Raw genomic sequence first — 25302 nt, 5'->3', positions numbered from 1 at the left:
TTAAGATTCTCCGTTCTAAACACTTGTCGAGAGACAAGAACATAGCCCCATTTGAAAGTCGCTATTTTAGCGGCTTTTTTTATTTAGCGATACAAGTTCTTATCCCGCTTTCCTGGATGAGCTGTTGGAACGATCCAAGGCACACTTCCTTAATATCTTATAAGAAATTCTTGAAATTTCAGAAATTTATCCGATAGGGGGGTGCTAATATACAAATACAAACAAAGACGAGGTGATGATATGCAAGTGAAATTGGCAGCGGACGCCATTCCCCTCTCCAAAAAGCGGAAGTCATGGATAAGGACGATCCAAAAATATAAAGTGATGTATGCTCTCTTATTACCCGCCTTAATTTACTTTGCCGTATTCAAATACATTCCTATGGCGGGAATATTGATTGCTTTTAAAAACTACAACCTGGCTTTGGGCGTATGGGATAGCCCGTGGGTGGGATTCAAAAATTTTACGGATTTTATGAACGGCGTTTATTTCTGGGACATCATGAAAAATACGATTGTTATTTCGCTCTATAAGCTATTGTTCGGTTTTTCCGCTCCCATCTTACTTGCTTTACTGCTCAATGAAGTTCATACCCAATGGTTTAAGAAAATCGTACAAACCATTACTTATTTACCCCACTTTCTGTCTTGGGTCATTGTATATGGATTGATGGTAGCCTTATTAGCCCCAGGTGATGGTCTTTTCAATATGATTTTGAAAGAAAGTGGTTTTCAGCCCATCTCATTTTTAACGGAGCCTGCTTGGGGTAGACTGCTGGTCATCGCATCTGAAATTTGGAAGGACATTGGATGGGGAGCGATTTTGTACCTCGCCGCATTAGCAGGTATTGATCCAAGCTTATATGAAGCGGCTCGAATGGATGGTGCTTCCAAATGGAGACAGCTCTGGCATATCACTTTACCCGGCATTCGAGGAGTCATTATTCTGATGCTGATTCTTAAATTAAGCCATATTCTGGATGCTGGCTTTGACCAAATATTCATGTTTGCCAACACCTTTAACCAGGAGAAGATCGACATTATCGACACATGGGTATACCGTGAAGGGTTGGAGCGTCTTAAGATTGGCTTGGCTACTGCTGTAGGATTGTTTAAAGCTGTCATTGGATTTGGTTTAGTTTTGGCAGCCAATAAGCTCGCCAAAAAATTCGATGGGCAAATTTGGTGAGGTGGTTTTTAAAATGATCAATTTGACAATCGGGGAAAAAGTCTGGCAATCCGTCGTTTATGTGATTCTTATTTTCTTATCACTACTTTGCTTACTACCCTTTCTGTATGTGATTGCTGTCTCCGTGACGCCAGAATCGGAAGTGTTAAGAAGAGGGATTGTGATTATACCAGAATCTTTTACCTTTCTAGCCTATAAAGAAGTATTCATTTCTCATGGGATCTGGCAGGCGTATAAAATTACGTTGTTTCGAACGATTGTAGGCACGGTGCTTAATGTGTTATTTACGGTCTTAGCAGCTTATCCGTTATCCAAAAAATATTTGCCGGGACGCAGTCCGTTTTTACTATTCATTGTGTTTACCATGATGTTCAGTGGGGGGTTAATTCCGACTTATCTACTAATTCGCTCTCTGGGGTTGCTAAACAGTCCGTGGGTATTGATTATTCCAAATCTCATTAGTGCATTTAATCTGGTAATCATTAAAGGCTTTTTCGAGCAATTGCCTGGTGAAATCGAGGAATCAGCGAGGGTTGACGGTGCAAGTGAACTTCAATCGTTATGGCGGATCATTTTACCACTGTCTTTGCCCGTCATTTCCACCATTTCTTTATTTTACGCAGTGGGGCATTGGAACAGTTATTTTGATGCTATTGTTTATATCAATGATTCCAACCTCATGCCGCTTCAAGTAGTCTTGCGCAACATCCTTCTTAACGTCGCAACACAAAGCGCTGAGTCGCTCGCCAATTCCGGAGCTGTAAGTACATTCGCTGTGCAGATGGCTACAGTTGTTGTGACTACGATTCCAATTTTGATCGTTTACCCATTTTTACAGAAGCATTTTACCAAAGGTGTGCTCTTGGGATCCGTTAAAGGTTAAAAGTGTTCCAACCTAACTTATTACGGGGAAACCGTGATAATATACAAATACAAGCAAAGGAGAGGTCAATATGCAGCGTAAGAAGATTTCATTTGCTATTCTGTCGGCAATCTTAGGATTGGGAACGCTACTGTCAGGATGTGGGGGAAATGAAGAAGTTACATCGACAGCTTCGGGTAATTCTCAAGGGCAGTCTGGCCAGTTTGCAACCAAAATGAAAATCTCAATGTTTAACCAAGGCACTTTCAACGCTGCTGCTCCGGTACCTCCACGTGATGAAGATGTTCAACGTCAAATGTTGGAAAAAGAGATGAACATCGACTTGGATATGATGATTCCTCAAGCTGGGCAAGCAACAACCAAACTGAATACACTCATTGCAGGCGGAGATATTCCAGATTTGATCTTCTTGAAGAGTCGGGCTGATCTCGCGCAATATTACGACCAAGGCGTTCTTGCGGATTTGACACCGTATCTGGATCAATTCCCTGAATTAAAGAAACGGTTTGGCAACGACTCATGGGATGCAATGTCCTATCAAGGAAAAACGATTGGAGTTCCAGGCTATGATAATGTTAACGGTATCAGTCGAAGCTTCTTCATCCGCAATGATTGGCTGAAAAAGCTGAATATGGAGGTACCAACGACACCGGATGAGTTGTTCGAAGTTATGAAAGCCTTTACAGAGAAAGATCCGGACGGGAATGGTAAAAACGATACGTACGGATTTATCGGCGGTATGAATAAAGAAGGTAATCTGCAAACCTATGGCTTCGATAGCTTGATGTGGATGTTTGGTGTCAATCCTCCTTCGGCCGTTGAGATAAAAGATAATGAACCGGTATTTCTGTTTATCGATCCCAAAATGAAAGAGGCGCTTGCTTACATTAACAAAATGATGGCCGCCAACGTGGTAGACCCAGACTGGGTGACGATGAATTCACCTGATCTGTTGGACCAAAAAATGTTTAAGGGTAAAGTTGGCTTCATGATCAGAGATGCCCGTAGGCTGGAGCCGGATTATCAGCAGAAAATGAAAGAGATTAGTGGCGAGGTGCCGGAATGGATCGTCATTCCTCCGATGAAAGGTCCTTACGGGGATCAAATTGTAGAAAGAAAATCATTCCAAGGTAATTCATGGGCCATTTCCGCGAAAGCGGATAAGGACAAAATCATTCGGATCTTGTCCATGCTGAATTATCTCTTTACAGACGAAGAAGCTTATCCTAACTTTGCATACGGAATTAAAGGTATTCATTGGGATGTGGTGGACGGCAAGATCAAAAATAAAACCTCCGAGTTATCGAAGGAAATGAAAGAGAAGTACCTGTGGGTCGATCATTATAGAATGCCGCGCCGTGGTGATGATGCGGAGTACTTCAGCTTCCAGAATCCGAAGACGGCGGAGGCTTTCAAGGACAATCAGCAATATGTGGGGCCAACGTTGCCCGGAAATTTATTGACTCCAGACCCCAACGATACTTTGGATGCTGACCGCACTCGTTTCATTAATGAAAGCTTAGTTAAATTTATGACGGGCAAAGAACCTCTTTCGAATTGGGACAATTTCCTCCAAACATTGGATACCAAGTTTGACATGCAGAAATATAAGGAAACAGCAATCAAACAATTTAAAGAGGCCGGCCTTATTAAGTAAAATAAATAAACAAAGAGAGTGGCTATTCGTAGCCCCTCTCTTTATTAGCATATGCTATTCTTAGTTTACTATAGAATTAAAAGGAAGATGATGGATGCGAAGAAGAATCAGCTTGCCTTTAAAATTATTTTTTCTCGTGTTTGCGTTTGTATTAGGTTGCATCATCTTGATAAGCCAATTGTCTTATCGCTATGTCCAAAAGGAAATAAGAACCAATGACATTTTTTACACCAACCAAATCCTTGACAAGGTAGACCAGTACTTCACTGTTAATTTTTCCTCCTTCCAGACGATTCTCTTCTCAGTCGAAACATCAGTGAAAGCCAATATTGACAATGCGGAAGTGATTAAAAAGCAATTAAGAGAACTGTATGAACTCAATAGTAATTACGTCAGTAATATCTATTTGATCAAAAGTGATTTATCCATTCTAGGTGGAAGTACAGCTACCCGAATATTCGATGAACCTTTATCTGAAAGAGCACCTTTGTTTGATGCGGCTGACAAGAACAGAAGGACTACTTTTGTTAGTGAACCTTACAAATCGAAGTATTCCGGCTGGACCGTTACGATGGTTCGATATCTGAACGGCGCTTCGTTTCCAATGGCCATTGCGGTTGACTTGGATCTAAATGCCATTGAAGAAACCTTGTTCAAGATTAATAAACAAGAACAAATGAATCTGGCTCTGATTACAGCTTCAGGTAAAATCATTGCCGGATTTTCTGAAAATAAAGGACTACTGAATATTCAAGATCATACGTTTTCAATCGGGGAAACGTCAGCTGAACAAATCCTGGATACGACAGAAACAAGTCTTCAACTGCATACCATGGATGGCATTCCGGTCTCCCTTCTAAAAAAACCGACGGAGAAATTCAACTGGACCATCATCTCAATCAATGATGAATCACGCTTGAAAGCAGCTTTGTCCAGATTAGAAACCTATTATATTGAGCTTTTAGCTGCAGGTCTTCTCTTAAGTTTGATCATTTCTTTTTTGGTTGCCAAATATATAAGGAAACCACTCTATACACTCAAAACAAAAATGAAGCAAGTGGAGCAAGGCTTACTCACAACGACAATTACGGTTAATCGAAACGATGAGTTTGGAGATCTTTCACGAGCATTCGATCGTATGCTGCAGCAAATTGTGGAACTGATTCGGCGAGCGGAACTTCATAATGAACTTGAGCGGAAGTTGGAAATCCAGGTGCTACAGTCTCAAATTAACCCTCATTTTCTGTATAACACACTTGGTTCGATCAGCAACGTTATACGTCTCGGACAAATAGAGAAAGTAGATGTGGTGATCGGATCGCTAATTTCATTATTGGAATACGGGATAGACGATGCTTCAGAGAAGGTTTCCTTAAGTCAGGAACTACGCAATGTAGCAGACTATATCGAGATCCAGAACATTCGGTATAACCGAAGCTTCCACTTGATTGAAAATATCGAAGCAGGGTTAATGGATTTTCCTGTTTTTCGAATGCTGCTGCAGCCTCTTGTGGAGAATAGCATCTTCCATGGTTATAACGGAGGGGGAATTGAGGGACCGATTACGATTCATGCGTACAGGGAGGACGGTATCGTCATCATAGAAGTTGTTGATCAAGGCGAGGGAATTCCAGCTGATAAAATAAAGCATATTTTAATCTCAGAACCGAGTGAAATGGAATTAAAAAGGAAAAGAATCGGGCTAAATAATATTCATGGCCGAATAAGACTTCACTATGGCGATCAATTTGGACTGCAAATCATAAGCATACCTAAGGAAATAACCCGTATACGCGCTGTATTCCCGGCAGAATTGCAAAAAGGAGATGCATAATGGTGAGAGATTATACCTGCTTCATTGTTGACGATGAAGACCTGATCATTCAAAGATTGGAATTGTTTTTTAATGAACTCTCTCATAGGGATAAGCGATTTGTTCTAGTGGGCAAAGCGAATAATGGGCAGAATGGGATCGAGGAGATCATAAAACTTAAGCCGGACATCGTCATATCCGATATCGTTATGCCGCGAATGGACGGAATCTCCATGATTGAGCAGCTCAAGGCGGAGCTCCCCCATACGCAATACATACTTTTGACCGCCTATTCATCCTTTGAATACGCCCAGCGAGCGATTCAAGCCAACGTATTGGAGTACATTGTAAAGGTTCCGCTGAGGGAAGCGGATTTGAATCGAGCTTTGGATAAGGCAGCCGGAATTTTAAATGAGTTCAAGAAAAAAGAAGCGGAATTTCAATCGTTAAACGTATCCGTGCTTGAAAATAAATATAGAGTGCGCAAGCAATTTTTCAACGAACTGATCAGAGGCGAAATTCCTTCTCATCGGGCATCGGATTTTGCTAATCGCATGCAGTTCCATTTCTTTCAAGCCAACTATTGCTGCTTCATCGTTGAGATGAATACGTATGAAAGTTTCCGCAACGAATACGCTGCCGCAGATCAAAACATCTTGAAATATGCGATTACGAATATCATCGAAGAAACGGTAATGAATGGTGGCAGTGGGGTAGCTGCGGATCTGTCCGATAATCGTTTTATTGGCTTTCTATCCTGGGAAAATAACCGCAGTGATATGGAAACGGAATATGCTTGCCTATCACTGGGAGGGCAGATCGTCTCTCATTTGCATCAATATTTGAATCAAAGGGTATCCGTCGCTTTTGGTGGTCCACACCGAGGCTGGGAATCGATCAAACAGGCATACACGGAAGCTAAAAATGTGAGTGAGGATTTCTATTATCATACAGAAAAAGTAGTGAAAACACCGATGCATCGGTTCCAATACGATAATGACAAAAAAGCAGACTTTCAGCAGAAGCTGGCTGATTTTCTTATACGGATGAAAAGGAAGATTTCCAAGGAAGAGCTGGAGAATGCACTTGCCGATCTGTCTCAATTTGTTTCGGACCATAAAATCCACAAGTCCATCATGGCGCCCATGATTAGAGACTTGTACAGAGACATTACCGTAAAGTTTAAATCAGGGAACAAGATGGCCACGGAAGTCCCAGACTTCCCCATGGAATTTATGGCTTTTCAGGAGCAGCTTGCCTATATTGGTGACTTCACATTCGAATACGTACACGCGGGCCAACTATTACATCGTGCAGAAATCATGAGTGCTATGCATTTTATCGAGAAAAACCTGAAACAACGCTTAACGTTGGAGGCAATTGCGGAGGAAGTGAATCTAGCGCCATCGTATTTTAGCAGCTTATTCAAAAAAACAATGAGCGAAGGCGTGATCAGCTACATCAACCGTAAAAAAATCCATCTTGCTCTCGAGTTGTTAAACGTCCGGGATTATTCTTTATTGGAATTGTGCGAGGAAGTAGGCATCGTCAATGAAGGTTACTTTTGCAAACTGTTTAAAGAATATACGGGTGATACACCTAAGCAATATCGGATAAAAATGACACGGTACGAATCCAAATAAGGATGCAAAAAATGTATGATTTTTTCGTGAAATCCTGTAAAAAAAAAGAGGCCAAAACCATTACCATGATAGGAGCATCTAATCATGGAGGTTATCAAAATGGAGCTTATGAAAGCAGATGTAACCGTCGTAGGTGGAGGTATTGCAGGGATATGCGCTGCCATTGCGGCTGCACGCCAAGGTCTGCAGGTTTCACTTATTAATGATCGGCCGGTGCTTGGGGGAAATGCGAGCAGCGAGGTCAGAGTTCATATCAACGGGTCGGCATATCTCGGAAATAGTCCATCCTATTATGCCCGCGAGGGCGGGTTGGTAGAAGAACTCAAGCTGAAGATCTTTCATTATAATCCGTTATACAACAAGAAGCTTATGCTTTCGCTTTCGGATACGGTCTTGCTCGACATGGTTTATGATGAGCCTAACATTTCTCTGTTTCTGAATACATGTGTACATGAAACGGGCATGGAGAACGGCAGAATTCAATGGGTGGAGGGTCTTCAATTAGCTTCCGAAAGAAAATTTCGTTTTGAAAGCCCAACCTATATTGATTGCTCCGGTGATGGAATAGTTGGATACCAAGCAGGTGCTGACTTCCGATGGGGAAGAGAAGCGAAGCATGAATACAAGGAGGAGCTCGCTCCAGAAGTGGCGGATCATTACACGATGGGCGATACGATTCTGTTTCAAGCCCGTGACGTAAACTATGCCGTTCCTTACAAAAGGCCTGGCTTTGCGTATGATATCACGAAGCTGGAGTTTTTCGATAGTATCAGAAAAGGATTAAACCATCGGTCTTTTCCAAGGAAAATCAACGGGCTTGGCGGATTGTGGTGGCTGGAATACGGCGGACATATGGATATTATCAAGAATAATGAAGACATCGCATTGGAATTGCGGAAATTGGTGTACGGGATCTGGGATTATATCAAAAATAGCGGTGAGTTTGATGATGTAGACAATCTCATCTTGGATTATGTATGCCCGATTCCGGGAAAGCGGGAGTCAAGACGGTTTATCGGGGAGCACATGCTGTCTCAGAACGATCTTACAGCAAAGACTCATTTCGAAGATGCTGTATCCGTCGGGGGCTGGTATATGGATCTGCATGCGAATAAAGGCATCTACGATGAGGGACCCGCTACAGCGTGGAATTTCGTACCGGGATTGTATAATATCCCTTTCCGCAGCTTATTTTCACGTAATATTCCTAATCTCATGTTCGCTGGCCGCAATATAAGCGCTACCCATGTGGCTTTCGGGTCTACAAGGGTGATGGCAACCTGTGGTTGTATGGGGCAGGCGGTAGGAACGGCTGCTGCGTTATGCGTAAAATATGATACAGACCCCGCGGACATCGTCAAAGCGCATATGGATGAGCTTCAGACGCAGCTGCTACGAGACGGGCAAACGATTGTAGGGCTTCAAGACCAGTTGGATCCTTATTTTGCTGACGGCTTAACGATTCGTGCCTCGTCTCAGCGAAGCTATGATCATCTGCATCCTACCGAAGAGATCTCCTTGGAAAAAGCGTTATGTTTGGTCTTACCGATTCAGACATCCTTGGCTGAAAGCGTGCAGATCAAAATTAAAAATAGATCCGAGCAATCGGAAACGTTGCAAGTGAAGCTGTTTGGCGGGGAGCGGAAGGAAAACTATATTCCCGCCAGCGAGCTGAAAGGCTACAACTTGTTGATTTCAGCGGGTCACGATGACTGGATTACACTGGACCTCAGCTGCAAGAAGCCAGCTGATGACAAAATCTACATCGTATTGGAAGGTGCGGCGAGCCTTGCCGTACACGGCAATGAAGAGAAAATGACTGGAGCGGTGAGCTTCTTTTATAAACCAGAAGAGCCATCCAGACTGAAGAAGCTTAATAAGAGTATTTGCTTCAAAGACCTATCGCCATCCCAAAATATGTATAGCCCTGAGAATGTCGTCAATGGCTTTTCCAGACCTTATGGTCTACCGAACAGCTGGATTTCTGAACGTTCAGAAGGACAGGAGTGGTTGGAATTTGCTTTTGCAAGCCCCAAGAATCTGGATGAAATCCATCTTGTTTTCAATTCGCAGCTGAATTTGGAGCATTTCGACGATCCGATCGAGCCGTTGATTCAAGATTATGATGTGATCTTAACCTTAGAAGACGGAACCGAGAGTGCAATGAATATCCGTGGGAACTATCTTTCGTTGAATAAACATCAGATGCATGCAAAAGGTGTAATCCGAATCCGGTTTGATTTCTGTGCGACGTATGGTTCACCTTATTATGAAGTGTTTGCTGTCAAATTTTTGCTCCTAAAAACGCTAAGTGAGGGCGGGTGAAGTCACGATGAAGGAATTTTTCCCTCGAAGAGGGCTGCCTAATGTCATTCAAAAGTTGGAAAATGGGGAAACAGTAACAATTGTCTATTTTGGCGGCAGTAATACGCGTTCTAAAGGATATAGGGTCATGACGGCGGATTGGCTGCGAGGGCAATATCCCAATGCAGATATCCGCTCTGTGAATGCAGGCATTGATGGGACAGGATCGGACCTCGGCTGCGCCCGTTTGGAGGTAGATGTACTGCGTCATCAGCCTGATCTCGTGTTTGTTGAATTTGTTGGTAACGATGGCGGAGTTCCCGAATCCAAGGCGCGGATCGAAGGTATTGTCCGACAGATTCGCAAGCGGAACCGGTTTACCGATATTCTGTTTGTGTATACGGTTAAGGAACGGGATTTGACCTCATTTCAATCCGGCCAATACCAGAAGGGCGCTCGTATGCAAGAGGAAGTCGCTGACTATTACGGCATTCCTTCGATTCATCTGGGCGTAGCAGTCAGTCAATTGGTTTTGGAAGGTAAGCTCATTTTCACCTTAAGAGCAGACGTATCTATTCCAGGAGCCGTTATTTTTACGCATGATTCGATCCATCCAACGATTCCCGAAGGACATCAGATTTACACGGATACAATCACCCGGTCGTTTGAGAAAATCAGAGAGCTTCGAGATCACGTAGGAAAAGTCGAACATCACTTGCCGCAGGAGCCTTTGGTCCCGGCCAACCCTTGGGAGTATGCAACCATGCTGCCACTGGATAGTCTTACTCATTTTTCCGCGGGGTGGTCTTACATGACCCCTGATGATTTTGCTTTAGTGCGCGAGTATGATTGGTTGTTCCCCGGTCTATGGCGAGCAGTCGATCCCGGAGAGACGATCACAGTGGAGTTTGAGGGAACCCACATCGGATTATTCGATATTGGGGGGCCGGATTCCGGCAGATTGAAGGTGACGGTGGATGAGGGTGAACCCTTTCTTATCGATCGATTCACTTCATATAACGATCATAATCGAAATCAATATGTTTACTTACCTGAGCTACCGAATGGGAAACATACGGTTCGCTTCGAAATCGATCACAAGAAGACAGACAAAGCGGCCGTGTTTGAGGCAAGTGGCAATGAAAGAGGTATGGAACATGTTCGACAACATCCGGCTTGGTATGATCAAACGGTCATTCAGCTTGGGAAGTTGCTATTGGTGCAGCCGCCATTATAATTGATTGGTCTACTTGGAAGACCTATATTCTATCTGACTGCAATGAGCGCTCAATTAGGATGTAGGTTTCTTTTTTTACTTAAAATCGTATAAGAAATTCTTAAAATGAAAGAAATTTCACGGTAATGTGACATGCTAAGATAGAAACGACAGAGCGGGATTAGCCAGAATGTTAAGGTTAATTGCTTTTTTACGATCATTTGATTAAAGGGGTATTACTTTTCGGAAGCGTTATCATTAATAGGAGAGGCTGTGAGTTGTATGGTCAAAAGGAAGCTGTTTTTCTTCATCGTTTTCATGTTGACGATAGTAGTTCCTTCCAGCCTGATCGGAATAAGGGCCGCTTATGCGGAGACCTTACCTTATCAGACCATTATCATCGATGACGGGAGCATTAAGATTAATGATGTTGTGACACCTGATGCGGGTAACGAGAACAATGGATATTCGGCTCCAAATTGGACCACAAGCACAGGGGTGAAGGGGTATGATCTTTCCAGCACCCAATATACGAGTACAGCGGGCAGAACGATAACATGGAACCCACGCTTGGAAGCAGGAACGGCGAAAATATCTTTCTATAAGCTGGATTGGGCAGATAAGGCTGATAGCAATGTGAAAATCGAAATTGTTCATAATGGAACGACGGATGTAGTCTTTATGGATTTAAGACCCTCATCTGGCGCTCCAGCTGGTTGGGTTGATTTGGGAGAGTACTATTTTTCCGGAGTTGGTGAAGAATTCGTTAAATTGACCCGGTCTACCGGCACCACGAATACGATCCTTACGCGTGCGGATGCGGTAAAGTTCGAAGGGAATATAAGGCAGAAAGAACCACACAAGACGATCATCATTGATGATGGAAGCCTCACAATTGATAATGTCGTCACTGTTGATTCAGGCAACGTCAATAACGGGTTCTCCGCTCCATATTGGACCACAAGCGCAGGAGTAAAGGGATACAATAATTCCAGTTCCAAATATACGGATGCTGTAGGTAGAACTATCACATGGAATCCGCGCTTGGAAGCAGGGACGGCGAAAATATCGTTCTATAAGCTGGATTGGGCGGATAAAGCAGATAGTAATGTGAAGATTGAGATTGTTCATAACGGGATTACGGATGTTAAGTTTATGGATCTTAGACCTTCGTCAGGTCCATCGGTTGGATGGGTGGATCTGGGGGAGTATGAGTTTAGTGGTGATGATAGCGAATTTGTCAGGCTGACTCGAACGCAACCTACGACGGGTACGATTATTACTCGGGCCGATGCAGTCAAGTTCGAAGGAAATATCCGGCAGCAAGCACCACCCTTGCCCCCGCTGCGGAGCCGCACATTAGCGAATCTCAGTTATACGGAAAAAGGCAGCATCGAAAATGCTAACTATAAGGCGACCTTCTATGAGGCAGCATGGGATGGGGGGAAATCCATCGTTCGTGACATGTTCTATAAGAACACGGACACGGGAAACTGGACGCCAATCAATAACGTATCGGAAAGACTTGAGGAGCAATGGGTTTTATTGGATGGGAATGCGGGCAGCCGAACCAATTACTACGATACGATGAACAAACGCTGGATTACATTCGATGGGGTCCATTTTCCCGATAACCACACGGCGGTGTTAACCGATTCTACGCATGGCAGTGATTACGATTTTGAAGTGAACTGGTCCATGGCAGGGGAAAAACCAGATGTTTCTTTCGCCTTTACGCCTCGTCGCGACGGCAATTATGTGATTGGATATCAGTCCTTCACAACAGAAGCAGTCTCGGGCATCAATGAAGTGTTAAATGGATTCAGGTCACATGCCAAAATGGTAGGTACAGTGGAATCAACAAGCTTGAGAGAGCTGAGCGCTCCGATGAGCCTGGTTGAGAAAAATGATGGTTCGGGAAATCCATTAACGTATGGTGTATTTGTACCTTCGGCAGAGCTTCCGGTTGAATTTGAACCGACGGGAGGCGTTACGAAACAACGGCTTGGCATGAGTCTGGTCAACAACGAAGGCAGCGTGCAGCCAATCTTGTATGCGCCTCAATTAGGAACTTATTCGCAAATGACCGCAGAGAGCACTTATCAATTTCATATGGGGCTAATCGCTCAAAAAAGCAATCTGTATGAATCCTACGCGGATATTCTTCGCAATGAGTACGGTTATTCAGCATACCGCGAAAATGTGTCAGATCAGTCGCTAACTGACGCGATGTTCAATATGATCGATTTACTTAAGATTGAGCCGCAAGGGGACGACTCTGTTAATTATGTCCCGTCACCCAGCGGGTGGTGGAGCCGTGCCAAGGGCTTTATTGATATCGAAAACGAGGACAGCGTCCGAACAAGCTCGAATGCGGTTCTTTTGGGGGCTTACTATTTGACTGGGGATGACCAGCTTTACGATACGAGAGCACTGCCGTCCGTCCAGTATGGCGTATCGCGAAATGGTATCGGTTGGTCGCCGACGCAGAAGAAAGTATACGGTGTGCCTTCCTTATGGAAAATGGCTACTCTGCCGTTCGATGTTTCAAGCGTAGCCGCCGTCAATCAGATGATGGGCACTTCGGCAGGAATTGGGGCGCTGGCACAGGAAGAGTACCTCATGCGAGACCCGGACCAGAAAGACCGGGGGCCTGTCATTCAACCCCTGATGATGTATCGAATGACAGGAGAGGCGCAGTATTTGCAGGCTGCCAAGGATGCAGCCGATAGTTATATCTTGCAATATATCGATACGCCTGCAACCGTGGATGTGAGTAAAAATGAGTTCATTTATTATTATAGCAAGCTGTGGATGGAGATCTTGGAGCTATATGAGGAAACTCAGGATCCCAAATACTTGAATGCCGCTTATAAGGAAGCCAAACGGTATGCAACCATGTTCGTTGCTCGTCCAGTTCCTGAAGGTAACGTTACGATTCCTCAGCCTGAGACGTATAATTACGCGGAGTCGTTCCATTGGCCGGAAAGTGGTAAATTTCAATATCCTAGGCTCAAGCTTCCAGAAGATATAGCCGGAGGCGTTCAAGCGGATCGTTGGCTTGTTTCACCGAGCGGATTGACGTTTGAAGCAGGAAGTACAACCGGCTATTATCGGATGAATGCTCAGGAAGCTCCATTCATGCTGAGATTGTCGCTCTATACAGGGGATAAACTGCTGCAGGATATTGCTCATAATGCGGTTATTGGTCGATATTCCAGTTATCCAGGTTATTACTATAAAGGCTTCGCCGTTAGCCAACTTGAACCGGACTTTCCTCTGGAAGGCCCAAGCGGGGCTACATCCATCTATTATCACCATATTCCGGGGCAGCTAGGACAAACGATGGATTATTTGATCAGCGAACAATCATTGAAATCGAACGGGAGCATTACATTTCCTTCCGTATTTGAAACGAATTTTTTATGGTTCAAATATCACCTCTATGGTAATAAACCAGGTCAATTTTATGGTAATTCCGACGTTTGGCTTTGGATGCCCAAGGGGATTATTAAGACCAACCATCCTCAATTGAATTGGATAACGGGTGAAAGCGGGGATAAATTCTACATCGGGCTAAGTAATGCATCGTCAGATGAAGTTCAGACTCCGATCGAATTGAATGAACAAATCATTGGATTCAACCCGACACAGGATTATACTGTAACGATCATCCGCGACAATGGTACACCAGAGCAAGCAGTTATGAGTGGCGGAATCATTCAAGCCACGGTTTCAGGTAAGGGAATCACCGCGATCATTGTAGAAGGACTTAACATTGATGTGCCGCTGCATCAGGTTAGAACGGCTGAACCATCGGATGCAAGTTATTTCTTTGATACCCATAGTCCAATTGATGCGGTTAAAGGCATGCTGATGGTTAAACCCGACGAAACGGTCTATGATGCTTATGTGCAGGCCAAAACGACGAAACCCGCGACCATTCATTATTCCTTGGATGGAGGGGCCACGTACACGACCATCCCAGATACGATATACCCAATGGAATGGTCGATACGGGTGAATGATTTATCCCAAACTTTCACGTATTACGTGGAATCGGAGGGGAAACAGACCCGTAAGCGGACACTCTATCTGCCTGATGAGGTAACGGAAACTCCAGTCCAACCCGATGGGCAGGAGAGTTCATCTATCATTGTGGATAATACGGAGGCGGAGACAGAAGGCGTCTGGATAAGGGATACGACGGCTGACAACTATTACTATGATAACTATGTGTATGCCAAATCTACGGCCGGCAACGCGACAAGCAAAATGAGATGGCGGCCTGAGCTGCCGGAAAGTGTCACTTACAGTGTGTATTACAAGATTCCGCAAATCACCGCTGCGAGTGAAAATTGGGCAACGAATGCTTCTTTTACTGTTTATTATAGCGGGGGCTCCGAGACGGTTACTGTTGATGAGACAGCGGCGAATGGTACTTGGGTGCACCTAGGGGATTATCCTTTTGCTGCAGGCGATAGTGGGTACGTGGAACTAACCAATAAAGCCAACAAGTCCAGGGTCATTGCCGATGCGATCATGTGGGTGGACCCGAACAGGGTACCGCAATTGGAGTCTGCTGTGATCCTGTCTGATCGGAACGAGCTGCAGATGACTCAAACCGCACAGCTGAGCGTAACCGGCTATTTGGATAACGGTTTGATCGGTGATTTAACACAGGCCGATGTGCAGTATTTCGTTGATCGTACGGATCTGGCCGAAGTGGATAGCAGTGGGGTGTTGACCCTTCTTAATCTCGATGGGGACACGGATCACATTGAGGTATGGGCTACTGTCACGATTGACGGAGTGACCATAACCACACCATCTTTGAACATCACGATCAAGGACTTAACGGTTATCGTGGACAGTACAAATACAACTGGGTTATACACGACAGAAGGGTCTTGGAGTCAAAGCAATTTAGCCGGATACAAAATTGGGGTTAAGTCCCGTTACTCTACAGTTCAAGGATCATCTGCAACGTGGAAAGGCCAGTTTCCAGAGGGGAAATATACAGTCTCGATCTACAAGCTCGTCCATACGACGGGAAACGATAATAATGTCAAAGTGGAAGTGAAGCATAAGACGGGTACTGAGGTCACCTATATCGATGCAACGGCCGGCTCATCGGGTTGGGTTAATTTAGGAACGTTCGACTTTACGGGTGACAGTAGCGAGTATGTCCGGTTAACCAGGGTTACTCCTACAACCGTAGACCCGCCAACGCTTCCTGCCGATATGATCTATACGAGGGTTGACGCAGTTATGTTCGAACGGCATTCCGATGGTTCAGAGCTGCTTGCAAATGAGGCGCCAGGTGGTGAACCAATACTTTCTGAATAATAGCGGTGTTGCGACAGGCTTACATGATGCAGTTAGTTGTACTTGTGAGTTATTGAGGTGATGCTATACAAATTATTGTGAAATTACCCTAAAAGCTGAGTGGATGAGAACAATCCATTCGGCTTTTTTGGTCGGGGACAAGAACATGTTCCCATTGAAGTCGCTCCTTTTAGCAAATGCTTTAAAAAGACACCATTAGTAATTTAATATATTATCTAATAACAAGTAGACGTAAATTAATACAGGTTTGCCATGGGCCATCAAATTGACGTTGTGGACAAGAGCGGGAGAGGCGTTTAATGAGGCTGGTTATGAAATTATGAAAGTAGCAAGGCCTGCAAAATGGTGCAGGGAATGTCGGATACGAGAAGAAAGGCTCTGATATGCTTAGATCAACGAGGGAGGGAAAGATCATGAATGCACTAGCACGATTGAATGAGGGCTTGAGCTATATTGAGGAGAATCTAACGGATTCTGTGGAGATGAAAGAGGTAGCACGAATCGCCTGCTGCTCGCAATACCATTTTACACGTATGTTTTCCTTTCTAAGCGGCATTACTTTGTCAGAGTATATCCGACGTCGGCGCTTGACGCTGGCAGCTCTGGAACTAAGCCGGAATGACAGTAAAGTCATAGATGTTGCCCTCAAATATGGATATACTTCTCCGGATTCCTTCGCTAGAGCTTTTCAGAGCATGCATGGGGTTACGCCCTCGGAAGCGAAAAATCATGGTCCATCACTCAAGGCCTTCCCTCGAATGACATTCCAATTGACCATTCAAGGAGGAAGCGAAATGAACTACCGTATTGAAGACAAAGACGCCTTTCGGATTGTGGGTATCAGTAAAAGGGTGCCGATCGTGTTCAACGGGGTAAACCCGGACATTGCTGCGATGTATCAACGTCTTACGCCGGAATTAATTGAGACGATTAAGAGGATATCCAATGTTCAGCCGCTTGGGCTAATTAGTGCTTCGGCTCATTTTAGTGAGGAACGGATGGAGGAAAAGGGGGAACTAGATTATTATATCGGTGCAGCTACGACCCAAAAGGCTCCTGAGGGTTTGGCACAACTGGAAGTGCCTTCCTCGACATGGGCAGTGTTTACTGTCGTTGGTCCTTTTCCCGGTACGCTTCAGGATATCTGGGGAAGAATCTATTCCGAGTGGTTTCCTTCTTCAGATTATGAGCTGAGCGAAGGACCGGAAATCCTGTGGAATGAGCACAAGGATGTTACTTCTTTGCAATACAGAAGCGAGATATGGATACCAATACAGAAGAGATAAAGCTGTTTATCTTCATAAGTGTGGGGTGGCGCAATAGATTTAAATCGCGGATAAAGAAGAGTCCCATCCTCAATTTGTATTCCTATGTAGTGAGCAAGCGAGAATTATTGAATTTTTGAGTTGCAAATGTCGGTTATATGTGAAACACCAAAAGATCTCTTCGTTATTGAAGAGATCTTTTGGTGTACAACAACTGTTTAATGAGTGTCAGATTACATTACATAATGATTGCAGATGAGTGCGTGTATCCATTTGCAAGGTACTGTTATGGTGTTTAATGTCCACCTGTATCGGAAGCCCAGACAGGATACCAGCCCAAGGCCGGATTTTCATTGTTGTACAGTACCAGATTGCCGTCATTTTGCATGATCAGCACATTGCCTCTAAGATTGGCTGGCACATTGTCTGCTCCATAATATGTCTTAGACCATGCTAGGTTATCCGACGTCCAATAAGGTGTGTTTTGCGGATCTGATATAACCAACTTCCCGCTGAAATAATTAATCTGGAGTTTATGTATTCTTGTGTCCTTGGTTTTGCTGTTCCATATCATCTTGCGTGCCTTGACGTCCCAGATCTGCGCATCACCATAATTATCAAATTGAAACGAAAACCTGATATTGTTTGACACTAACCCGCCACCGGCGACGTTATACATCGTGTCATAAATCAGACGATCTCCACTGGCGGCGGAAGTCACAGGGGAAAATGAAATCAAAAACAAGAGCATGGCAATACATGATAAAAAGACTTTTTTCATAGAACATCCTCTTTTCCTGATATGTTTTAAGTGACTTATCAAATATATCATATATTTTTCTTTTATGGATAAAAATTGAATAAAATTCGCCTGCCAAGAGACTGTCATACGCAAACGGCCTGTTCTCTGAATGAGGAGATCGCGATTCATTAACTTTAGCAGAGCTTCTGGCGACAAGGCGATATGAGGATAAAATAATGAAAGATGCTCGAAAAACGATACTTCTTTTTACGTTTTCGTCGAGATTGGAGCGACGGGCTATTAGGCTTCATGGTCGAGTACCCAACAGACTTACAAGACTGAGGAGAACGATAGCAAGCACCTTACTCCATGTTTCATGCCAGCTTGGATCGTTGGTGATAGATGGAGGATTCTGCCAATTTTTATGAAATATCGGGTTAGGTCAAGTGTAGGAAATTAGGGGGTTGGTGTGTTAAACATTGTTATTTACAAATCTTATTTTGTACATTATAGTTATTATGGATAATGAATATCTTTAATGTGCTCAGAGAGGTAATTTCGGTGGTTAGAATAATATATGAACTAAAAAGCCTATAGAAAATCTCCTAAGCAGAACTTGTTGATCCCTTAGTTCAACAGGCAAGACTGGGATCTACCTCGACGTCAGCTGGAAAAAAACAAAATATTTTTACAAATACGATTATACAAGGAGTATAAAAATGAATCCAAAACTACAAAGAAAAATTGAGCACTTGGAGAATATTGAGAGGTTCCCAGCAGAGGAGTTATTTAAGTTTATACAGCTTAATAAAGAGGACGAACTATTAGATCTTGGAGCTGGTACAGGTTATATAAGCTTTTCTTTTGCTAAATATGTGAAAAAGGTAGTTGCGTTTGATTACGATATTGATATTTTACAGTATCTAGAGCTAAAAGCTAAGGAAAAAGGGATAACCAATATTGAGACCACCGCTGCAAACTTTAAAGAAATGCCATTAGAGAACGATAGATTCGAAAAAGCTGTTGCTTCAATCTCGTTACACGAGGTTCAACCTCTTTCATTGGTGTTGGATGAAATCCACAGAGTTTTAAAAGACAAAGGGATCTTTTTGTGCATTGAATTAGAGAAGACGGAGATGACTAATGCTCCAAGGGTTTCATCGAAGGAGATGGAGGAAGAAATCGTTAAGGCAGGTTTTACAGTTATTGATACGATTCATCCACCAACACAAGTTGCTAACCAACCCGTCTATATCATTATTGCACAGAAGAAGGGTTACTAGTGAATCTGCTTTCAATTATAGTTCCCATAAGGGACGGCGAAGCCGTCCTTTTTGCTACATAATATTAAGTTCTTATTCTGAGACAAGACAAGAAACTTGGTTGTATCCGGAAATAACAGAGGAGTTGAAAGCTTATCGAATTGATCATACAGGGTGTATTTGTAGATTCTTCTCTCATAATCGTCAAAGAAATTCATATATGTTCTGCGAGGCATTTTGATCATTCCCAGTTTCGTTCCGAGTGTCATAACCTGGTTCGTTTTAGCATCATATGGCGCCCAAAAATGGTAGTGTATCATCGTTAGGGTCGCCACTCTTGGCGAAATTTACCCAATACGTAAAACCGAAAATACCGAGTCGGTAATTAATCGTTACGAATACAACTCCCTTTTTTGCCATGTTTTCGCCGTTGTACAAGTCCATGGAACCTGATCCGTTTTTTACATGTCCCTCCATGGATGTACACCAATACAGGCAGCTTTTCCTGATCTGATGTAGCACCTAACCATACATTTAAATATAAGCTGTCTTCACTTATTTTTTCATTATGTTGGTTCATCGATTGGTGTGCTGGTCCATTGGATTAAGAATAACCAACGCGAATCCCCCGAAGATATGGCCGAAATAGTCATGCATCTACTATTGTCCAACTCAACAGATTAATTTGAAGTTCGGAATAAAAGTAGTGGGGCCTTCTTTAACCTGTAATTAATTCTTAATCTATCTTAAGATAGCAGTATATGCAGTTTGAATAGGATCAAGATTTGCATTGATCAAATTTGGCGATGTACTAAAGATGAGGAGGACGATGTAGAATGGAATTCAAGTTTGGGGACGCTGCTATTTTTCTACCCCCTTTACACATTACAATTATCGCAATAATTATTATTTTCTTTTTAATAAGGTGGAGCAAGCAATTAGAAACAAGACGTTTTACGGTTTTCTTTTACTTTTTAATTAGTACTTTCATTACTTCCATTTATTCTCGTGCTACAACAGAAGGTGTCTTTCAGTTATGGATTCCCTTAGGATTTATAGTGGTTTTCTTTTACTTGTTTCGCAGCGAAAGAAATCATCCTTCTAAGATGAAAGCGAGTATTTTAGGGCTTTCTATAGCAATATACCAGTTAATTCTTCAATATTTCGGATAGATTTTGATATTTTTGGTTTTAAGGAGTCAAATTTTTCCTTCTTTCGAACTAAAGTCGAGGGACAAGTACGTGAGCTTATAACGATTAGGTATGTATTCAAAGATTTATCCGCCGCTAATACATTAATCTAACGTGCAGATTAGTTGGAGGTCTCTCAACGTTCTGAGGACTTATAACGACATAAACTTTTCGACGGATACGAAACTTAATTGTGCACAAAAAGTTGCGATATGAAACCCTAGTACAACTATACTTTTGTTAAGAGGAGGGATCAGATGGATTGGCTTATGAGGATGAATCGGGCATTGGATTATATTGAAATCAATCTAGTCGGTGAGATCGAATTGAAGGAAATTGCTCAATGTGCTTGTTGTTCTTCACATCAGTTTCAGAGAATGTTCTCATTCATTACAAATGTTTCACTTGCAGAATACATAAGAAGAAGACGGCTTACGCTTGCTGCAATTGAATTGCAGAATAGTGATATGAGAGTTGTTGATATTGCCATAAAGTATGGTTATGAATCACCAGTTTCATTCGCAAGGGCTTTTCAATCGTTGCATGGTGTTAATCCAGCAATGGCCCGTGAAGAAGGGACTGTTCTCAAAGCCTATCCTCGGCTTTCCTTCCTTATTTCAATTAAAGGGGAAGAGCCTATGAACTATCGTATCGAAACAAAAGAAACCTTTCAAATATTTGGAATTGAGAAAGTTTTTCAATTAAACGGGATAGAGACTCCGGCAGAGTTATGGAAGCAAAGCCACGAAAACGGCGAGGTTGAAAGACTTGCTGCAAATGCCAGTGACCTTCCAGATCTTGTGAATCCGTATTATCATAAAGTACATGCTGCTTGTAGCTACAAAAAAACTGGAGAGGATACTTTCCCATACATGCTGTGTGCATTTAAAGATGAAACAAGTAAAGCCGAGGGGTATACAAGTATAACGATACCAGCACATACGTGGGCGATCTTTTCATCTGATCCCTTTACATGGGATAAATTCGATGAAACCATTGAAACATTATATAGACGATTCTTTTCTGAATGGCTTCCTACTACAGGATATGAACAGTTAGACGGAATGGAATTTGAAATTACTGGAGGTAAAGATGGTCTGAATTTTGTTGAGCTATGGTTTGCTGTAAGAAAAATATCTTAGTTCTATTTCTTTATAATCTGTGACTCTTGAATTGGAAAGGTCTAGTTGTTCGACTCGACCATGGCTCCCTTACTTTTCATTATCGAGCGGTTAAAGTAGAATGCATATAGGTTGGACGAAAATACGAAAATGATCACATTAAACGAAGTAAAAGAGAGGTTTGTACTTATGACAATGACGTTTAGGAAACTAAGTGAGCTATCGATGGAGGAAAATGTACGTATTTGGAATCTAGGATTCGAGGGCTATTTTATACAGATGGTCATGACGATTGATGCTTTGATGACCAGGGTTGTTAACGAAGGACTTTCCTTGGAGAATTCACTCGCTATTTATGTGGATGGTGAACCTGCAGGGTTTGTCATGAATGGATTTCGTGACGTAGATGGAAAGAAAGTGGCATGGAACGGTGGGACAGGTATTGCGCCTGCATTTAGAGGGCAGGGCATTGGCAGAGCGCTCATGTTAAGAAATCTAGAGTTGTACCGAGAACAAGGCGTGGAACTTGCGTTACTTGAAGCGCTCACGCAGAATGAGAGTGCGATCAAGCTATATCAGTATGTGGGGTATGAAATTACGGATCGATTAATGATTTTACAACATACGGGTACAATAGATCCCCAATTATTGAAGCGATCTGTTGAGCATCCCTTTTCTATCACCAAAGGATTGCCCCGTGATGTATATGCGCTAGACTTCTATCGAGGTTTATCCGCTTGGCAGACACAATGGCCTAGCATGAAGGAGGGTGAATCTATAATCATTAGACAAGATAGCGAGCCTGTATGCTATGCGTTGTATAAGCGAACATTTGATCATGAGGGTAAAATGGTAACCATTTCGCTCTATCAATGTGAGGTCCTTCCAGGGCGGGAAGATGCAGAGGAGATTTATAAGCTTGCACTCAGTGAACTGTTCGCCCCGTTAGACTATGTTTGCAGACGAGGGACATCTAACCTGCGTAAATCCAATCAACCTCTGAACGATCTATTGTTAAAATTAGGTTTCACAACGAATGTTGAGCAAGTGCTCATGATGCGAAATATGGATCTTAACTAAGATAAAAGAGAAACAGATAGATAATAGTAATGTTGACTTACAAATTTTTTTAGCATTCGTTGAATACATGATACAAGAAATAAAGCAACACACATCATTAAGCAAACGGGACACGATAGAGCAAAAAAACAAGAAGACAGCCGATCACGATCGGCTGTCTTCTTGTTTAACTAACCGACAGGACAGTTCATTGGCAATAGCGTCACTATAGTGCTCCAATATGCACAGATTTCCGAGAATATTTGCAAAATAGTATCGCAGGTCGCTGCCTAAGATTAGAGATAAGAAGGCTGAAGAAGACCGTAACAGGAAGGAACTATAGGCTGTTTGTAGCCTTTTAACTAATGGACTGATGCGAAAAACCGTTAAATAGTGCAGTTTAATCATTGAAATGATTGAGATTTACTACATTTTTACATGTAGTATGAAGTTGATTCAGGATGGAATTATTCATTCCGGAATCCCAGAAGTGCATAACTTCTCGTGCTTATGTTTTCTTAATTACATTCCAAGGAAGAGGTGTTGTTTATGAAAAAGTTAATGGATTTTAGAAAGAAAATGTCGGCTGTGTTAATGGCAAGTGGCCTGATATGCGCGATGCTGTTGCCCATTCAAGCGTCGGCGGCAGACATTGCTTTTAACGAACCTTTAAACGGCGTGAATCCTAATTTGTTCTATACCTCAGATGGATGGGCTAATGGTCCAGATTTCGGAGTGGGCTGGAAGGCGGTTAATCAGGAATTCGTGAATGGAATTATGGCTCTGCGACTTGACAATACTGGGTGTCCCGCAAGTTGCTCGGGGAAAAATTATGCTTCCGCTGAATATTCGACCCATGTGAAGTATGGCTATGGCCGGGTTGAAGCACGTTTAAAAGCGGCTTCAGGAGTCGGTCTCGTCACAAGCCTCTTCACGTATTCCGGGCAAGGAACAGGCACATCCAATGACGAAATCGACATTGAAATTTTGGGCAAAGACACGACGAAGATGGAAACTAATTATTTTACGAATGGCGTAGGCCAGCATAGCACGATCATCAATCTGGGGTTTGATGCCTCGCTCGATTTTCATAATTATGCGTTCGAATGGTCGCCATCATCCATTAAGTGGTATGTAGACGGTAAACTGGTACACACGGAGACTGGATCACGTGGAACACTTCCGACCAGTCCTGGCTATATTATGGTTAATCTGTGGTCGGGCTCGGGACCGGCTGAAATATGGACAGGAAAATTCAATTACCCAGGTATGCCGGTACGGGCCTATTTTGATTGGATCAAATTTAAACCGGCCAACTGACGTTCGAAAGATGGAATTTATAACGAAACTTACAAATAAGGTGAAATAATCTGAATATAACTCTGAACGATATGGCAGAAGTTGAAGTCCTGAAGAATTAGCAGCGATAAGGTGTATCTGAAAGGCACTACAGAGTTTACTTTTAAAAAGCTGTCCCGGGTCAGTAATGGCTCTTGGGATAGCTTTTTTATTTACAACAATGGAATATAGGTGATAGAGTTTTTTACAAGATATGTATTTGGTAGCGCTTACAAGAAAAGTTGTGGGGGGAGTTATGAATGCCATCTATCATAAGGGAAGAAGTGGTTCCGAAGGAAAAGGTAAAAATGAATAAGAATTATCCAGTTTATATCGGCGACACGATTGGTGTGACTATCCATTATCAAAAGCTTCATTGGCATAATGTTCTGGAGATTAATTATATCAAATCCGGCACGGGCTACTACATCATCAACGGTCAAAAATTTGATTTCCAGCAGGGAGATGTGCTGCTCATCAATTCGAATGATCTTCACTGCGCTTACGAAACGAAGGATCTTGTCATGACTGTCATTACGTTCGATTCGACCTGGTTTATTCATAATCTCCGATTCGATCCGGAGCTATTCAGCCCGTTCCGCGACATAGACAAACATTACACGAATCTAATCCACCGTGATCATCCGGCCATGGACAGACTGCGGTCACTTCTTCTTGAACTCCAATTGGAGCATGAGAGGGAGCAGCGTTCCTACGCTACGGTTGTATATTCGCTTATACTCCAGTTTCTGACTATAGTAAATCGGGAGTGTCGAATAGAGGGGATTTGCGGTAGTCAACACCTCATCAGTGAGAGACAGTATGAGAAAATACGTCAGGTGATTATGGTTATGGAACAAAACTTCGCCCATCCATGGACGCTGGAGGAGCTGGCCTCTCTTGTCTATCTCAGTCCTTCAAGGTTCAGCGAAATATTCAAACGCGCGGTCGGCATGCCTCCGATGCTGTACCTGATCCATATTCGACTGGAGCAAGCTGTCACAATGCTGGAGGGAGGCCATATGAAGGTAATGGATATTGCTCTGGAATGTGGCTTCCGCACGCTGACCAACTTTAATCGGCTGTTTAAAAAGCACATCGGCATGACGCCAAAGACTTCACAAAAGCAAAATCCCTAGAAATCAGTAATATAGTGCTATATTTTACTGGTTTTAGCAGAGAAATGAACTGGTGCAGGAGATACAATGAAGTGGCAAGCATCTCATAATTATGTTAATAAATCTAACACTAAATTAAAAAGGGGAGATGCCA

General features: G+C 42.9%; 19 protein-coding genes. 16 read left to right on the top strand and 3 right to left on the bottom strand.

Going from position 1 to position 25302, the window contains the following annotated elements:
* The first annotated feature begins 240 nt into the window (after nucleotides 1-240).
* The 9 genes from BLS14_RS07475 to BLS14_RS07435 all read left to right on the top strand — a co-directional run bounded on the left by BLS14_RS07475 (nucleotide 241) and on the right by BLS14_RS07435 (nucleotide 17339).
* Nucleotides 241-1188 carry an ABC transporter permease gene (locus BLS14_RS07475; protein WP_053781115.1) on the top strand — a complete coding sequence of 316 codons (948 nt, stop codon included), beginning with the start codon at nucleotides 241-243 and terminating at the stop codon, nucleotides 1186-1188.
* Between the two features lie 13 nt (nucleotides 1189-1201).
* Entirely contained in the window at nucleotides 1202-2071 is an 870-nt protein-coding gene (locus tag BLS14_RS07470) for a carbohydrate ABC transporter permease (RefSeq protein ID WP_063563707.1), read from the top strand.
* Between the two features lie 70 nt (nucleotides 2072-2141).
* Nucleotides 2142-3728 (top strand): extracellular solute-binding protein, encoded by a 1587-nt coding sequence (locus BLS14_RS07465; protein ID WP_063563708.1) that lies wholly within the window; start codon nucleotides 2142-2144, stop codon nucleotides 3726-3728.
* Nucleotides 3729-4044: 316 nt separating this feature from the next.
* Nucleotides 4045-5562 (top strand): sensor histidine kinase, encoded by a 1518-nt coding sequence (locus BLS14_RS07460; RefSeq protein WP_256336259.1) that lies wholly within the window; start codon nucleotides 4045-4047, stop codon nucleotides 5560-5562.
* Entirely contained in the window at nucleotides 5562-7184 is a 1623-nt protein-coding gene (locus BLS14_RS07455; protein WP_063563710.1) for a response regulator transcription factor, read from the top strand. The genes BLS14_RS07460 and BLS14_RS07455 overlap by 1 nt, the downstream gene beginning before the upstream one ends.
* A gap of 84 nt (nucleotides 7185-7268) precedes the next feature.
* Nucleotides 7269-9509 carry an FAD-dependent oxidoreductase gene (locus BLS14_RS07450; protein ID WP_256336258.1) on the top strand — a complete coding sequence of 747 codons (2241 nt, stop codon included), beginning with the start codon at nucleotides 7269-7271 and terminating at the stop codon, nucleotides 9507-9509.
* Between the two features lie 7 nt (nucleotides 9510-9516).
* A complete protein-coding gene (locus BLS14_RS07445) occupies nucleotides 9517-10725 on the top strand; it encodes an SGNH/GDSL hydrolase family protein (protein ID WP_090950635.1) in 1209 nt (402 codons plus the stop codon).
* Between the two features lie 297 nt (nucleotides 10726-11022).
* A complete protein-coding gene (locus BLS14_RS07440; protein ID WP_176854427.1) occupies nucleotides 11023-16053 on the top strand; it encodes a golvesin C-terminal-like domain-containing protein in 5031 nt (1676 codons plus the stop codon).
* A gap of 413 nt (nucleotides 16054-16466) precedes the next feature.
* On the top strand, nucleotides 16467-17339 hold the full coding sequence (locus BLS14_RS07435; RefSeq protein WP_090950630.1) for an AraC family transcriptional regulator: 873 nt from the start codon (nucleotides 16467-16469) through the stop codon (nucleotides 17337-17339).
* Between the two features lie 274 nt (nucleotides 17340-17613).
* Here the strand turns inward: BLS14_RS07435 and BLS14_RS07430 are convergent, their stop codons facing one another.
* Nucleotides 17614-18099 (bottom strand): hypothetical protein, encoded by a 486-nt coding sequence (locus BLS14_RS07430; protein WP_063563715.1) that lies wholly within the window; start codon nucleotides 18097-18099, stop codon nucleotides 17614-17616.
* 680 nt (nucleotides 18100-18779) lie between these two features.
* Between BLS14_RS07430 and BLS14_RS07425 the strand changes: the two genes are divergently transcribed.
* Nucleotides 18780-19343 carry a class I SAM-dependent methyltransferase gene (locus BLS14_RS07425; RefSeq protein WP_063563716.1) on the top strand — a complete coding sequence of 188 codons (564 nt, stop codon included), beginning with the start codon at nucleotides 18780-18782 and terminating at the stop codon, nucleotides 19341-19343.
* Between the two features lie 267 nt (nucleotides 19344-19610).
* Here the strand turns inward: BLS14_RS07425 and BLS14_RS33070 are convergent, their stop codons facing one another.
* Both BLS14_RS33070 and BLS14_RS33535 read right to left on the bottom strand, forming a co-directional pair.
* Nucleotides 19611-19799, bottom strand: a complete 189-nt coding sequence (locus BLS14_RS33070; RefSeq protein WP_371121483.1) for a carboxylesterase family protein — start codon at nucleotides 19797-19799, stop codon at nucleotides 19611-19613.
* Nucleotides 19708-19902, bottom strand: a complete 195-nt coding sequence (locus tag BLS14_RS33535; protein ID WP_371121481.1) for a carboxylesterase family protein — start codon at nucleotides 19900-19902, stop codon at nucleotides 19708-19710. The genes BLS14_RS33070 and BLS14_RS33535 overlap by 92 nt, the downstream gene beginning before the upstream one ends.
* Here BLS14_RS33535 and BLS14_RS33530 point away from each other — a divergent pair.
* From BLS14_RS33530 to BLS14_RS07395, 6 genes are all read left to right on the top strand, one after another.
* Nucleotides 19851-20006: a TetR-like C-terminal domain-containing protein gene (locus tag BLS14_RS33530; RefSeq protein WP_371121622.1), complete on the top strand. Its 156-nt coding sequence runs from the start codon at nucleotides 19851-19853 to the stop codon at nucleotides 20004-20006. The genes BLS14_RS33535 and BLS14_RS33530 overlap by 52 nt on opposite strands.
* Before the next feature lie 152 nt (nucleotides 20007-20158).
* Entirely contained in the window at nucleotides 20159-20494 is a 336-nt protein-coding gene (locus tag BLS14_RS07415; RefSeq protein ID WP_090950624.1) for a hypothetical protein, read from the top strand.
* 275 nt (nucleotides 20495-20769) lie between these two features.
* Entirely contained in the window at nucleotides 20770-21654 is an 885-nt protein-coding gene (locus tag BLS14_RS07410) for an AraC family transcriptional regulator (RefSeq protein WP_090950623.1), read from the top strand.
* A 168-nt stretch (nucleotides 21655-21822) separates the two neighbouring features.
* Nucleotides 21823-22713: a GNAT family N-acetyltransferase gene (locus BLS14_RS07405; RefSeq protein WP_063563962.1), complete on the top strand. Its 891-nt coding sequence runs from the start codon at nucleotides 21823-21825 to the stop codon at nucleotides 22711-22713.
* Nucleotides 22714-23241: 528 nt separating this feature from the next.
* The gene (locus BLS14_RS07400) at nucleotides 23242-24012 is read left to right on the top strand and encodes a beta-glucanase (protein ID WP_063563719.1); all 771 of its coding nucleotides are present in this window, start codon (nucleotides 23242-23244) and stop codon (nucleotides 24010-24012) included.
* Nucleotides 24013-24338: 326 nt separating this feature from the next.
* A complete protein-coding gene (locus BLS14_RS07395) occupies nucleotides 24339-25169 on the top strand; it encodes an AraC family transcriptional regulator (protein WP_256336256.1) in 831 nt (276 codons plus the stop codon).
* Nucleotides 25170-25302 lie beyond the last annotated feature (133 nt).

Source organism: Paenibacillus sp. OK060 (genome assembly GCF_900101205.1).
In the GTDB taxonomy this organism is placed as follows: Bacteria; Bacillota; Bacilli; order Paenibacillales; family Paenibacillaceae; genus Paenibacillus; species Paenibacillus marchantiae.
This window is presented reverse-complemented; position numbering and strand designations above follow the sequence as displayed.

Excerpts from the sequence above, each read along its gene's own strand:
- BLS14_RS07475 (WP_053781115.1), top strand. The coding sequence starts at position 241 with ATGCAAGTGAAATTGGCAGCGGACGCCATTCCCCTCTCCAAAAAGCGG.
- BLS14_RS07470 (WP_063563707.1), top strand. The coding sequence starts at position 1,202 with ATGATCAATTTGACAATCGGGGAAAAAGTCTGGCAATCCGTCGTTTAT.
- BLS14_RS07465 (WP_063563708.1), top strand. The coding sequence starts at position 2,142 with ATGCAGCGTAAGAAGATTTCATTTGCTATTCTGTCGGCAATCTTAGGA.
- BLS14_RS07455 (WP_063563710.1), top strand. The coding sequence starts at position 5,562 with ATGGTGAGAGATTATACCTGCTTCATTGTTGACGATGAAGACCTGATC.
- BLS14_RS07450 (WP_256336258.1), top strand. The coding sequence starts at position 7,269 with ATGGAGGTTATCAAAATGGAGCTTATGAAAGCAGATGTAACCGTCGTA.
- BLS14_RS07445 (WP_090950635.1), top strand. The coding sequence starts at position 9,517 with ATGAAGGAATTTTTCCCTCGAAGAGGGCTGCCTAATGTCATTCAAAAG.
- BLS14_RS07440 (WP_176854427.1), top strand. The coding sequence starts at position 11,023 with ATGTTGACGATAGTAGTTCCTTCCAGCCTGATCGGAATAAGGGCCGCT.
- BLS14_RS07435 (WP_090950630.1), top strand. The coding sequence starts at position 16,467 with ATGAATGCACTAGCACGATTGAATGAGGGCTTGAGCTATATTGAGGAG.
- BLS14_RS07430 (WP_063563715.1), bottom strand. The coding sequence starts at position 18,099 with ATGAAAAAAGTCTTTTTATCATGTATTGCCATGCTCTTGTTTTTGATT.
- BLS14_RS07425 (WP_063563716.1), top strand. The coding sequence starts at position 18,780 with ATGAATCCAAAACTACAAAGAAAAATTGAGCACTTGGAGAATATTGAG.
- BLS14_RS33070 (WP_371121483.1), bottom strand. The coding sequence starts at position 19,799 with ATGGAGGGACATGTAAAAAACGGATCAGGTTCCATGGACTTGTACAAC.
- BLS14_RS33535 (WP_371121481.1), bottom strand. The coding sequence starts at position 19,902 with ATGAACCAACATAATGAAAAAATAAGTGAAGACAGCTTATATTTAAAT.
- BLS14_RS07415 (WP_090950624.1), top strand. The coding sequence starts at position 20,159 with ATGGAATTCAAGTTTGGGGACGCTGCTATTTTTCTACCCCCTTTACAC.
- BLS14_RS07410 (WP_090950623.1), top strand. The coding sequence starts at position 20,770 with ATGGATTGGCTTATGAGGATGAATCGGGCATTGGATTATATTGAAATC.
- BLS14_RS07405 (WP_063563962.1), top strand. The coding sequence starts at position 21,823 with ATGACAATGACGTTTAGGAAACTAAGTGAGCTATCGATGGAGGAAAAT.
- BLS14_RS07400 (WP_063563719.1), top strand. The coding sequence starts at position 23,242 with ATGAAAAAGTTAATGGATTTTAGAAAGAAAATGTCGGCTGTGTTAATG.
- BLS14_RS07395 (WP_256336256.1), top strand. The coding sequence starts at position 24,339 with ATGAATAAGAATTATCCAGTTTATATCGGCGACACGATTGGTGTGACT.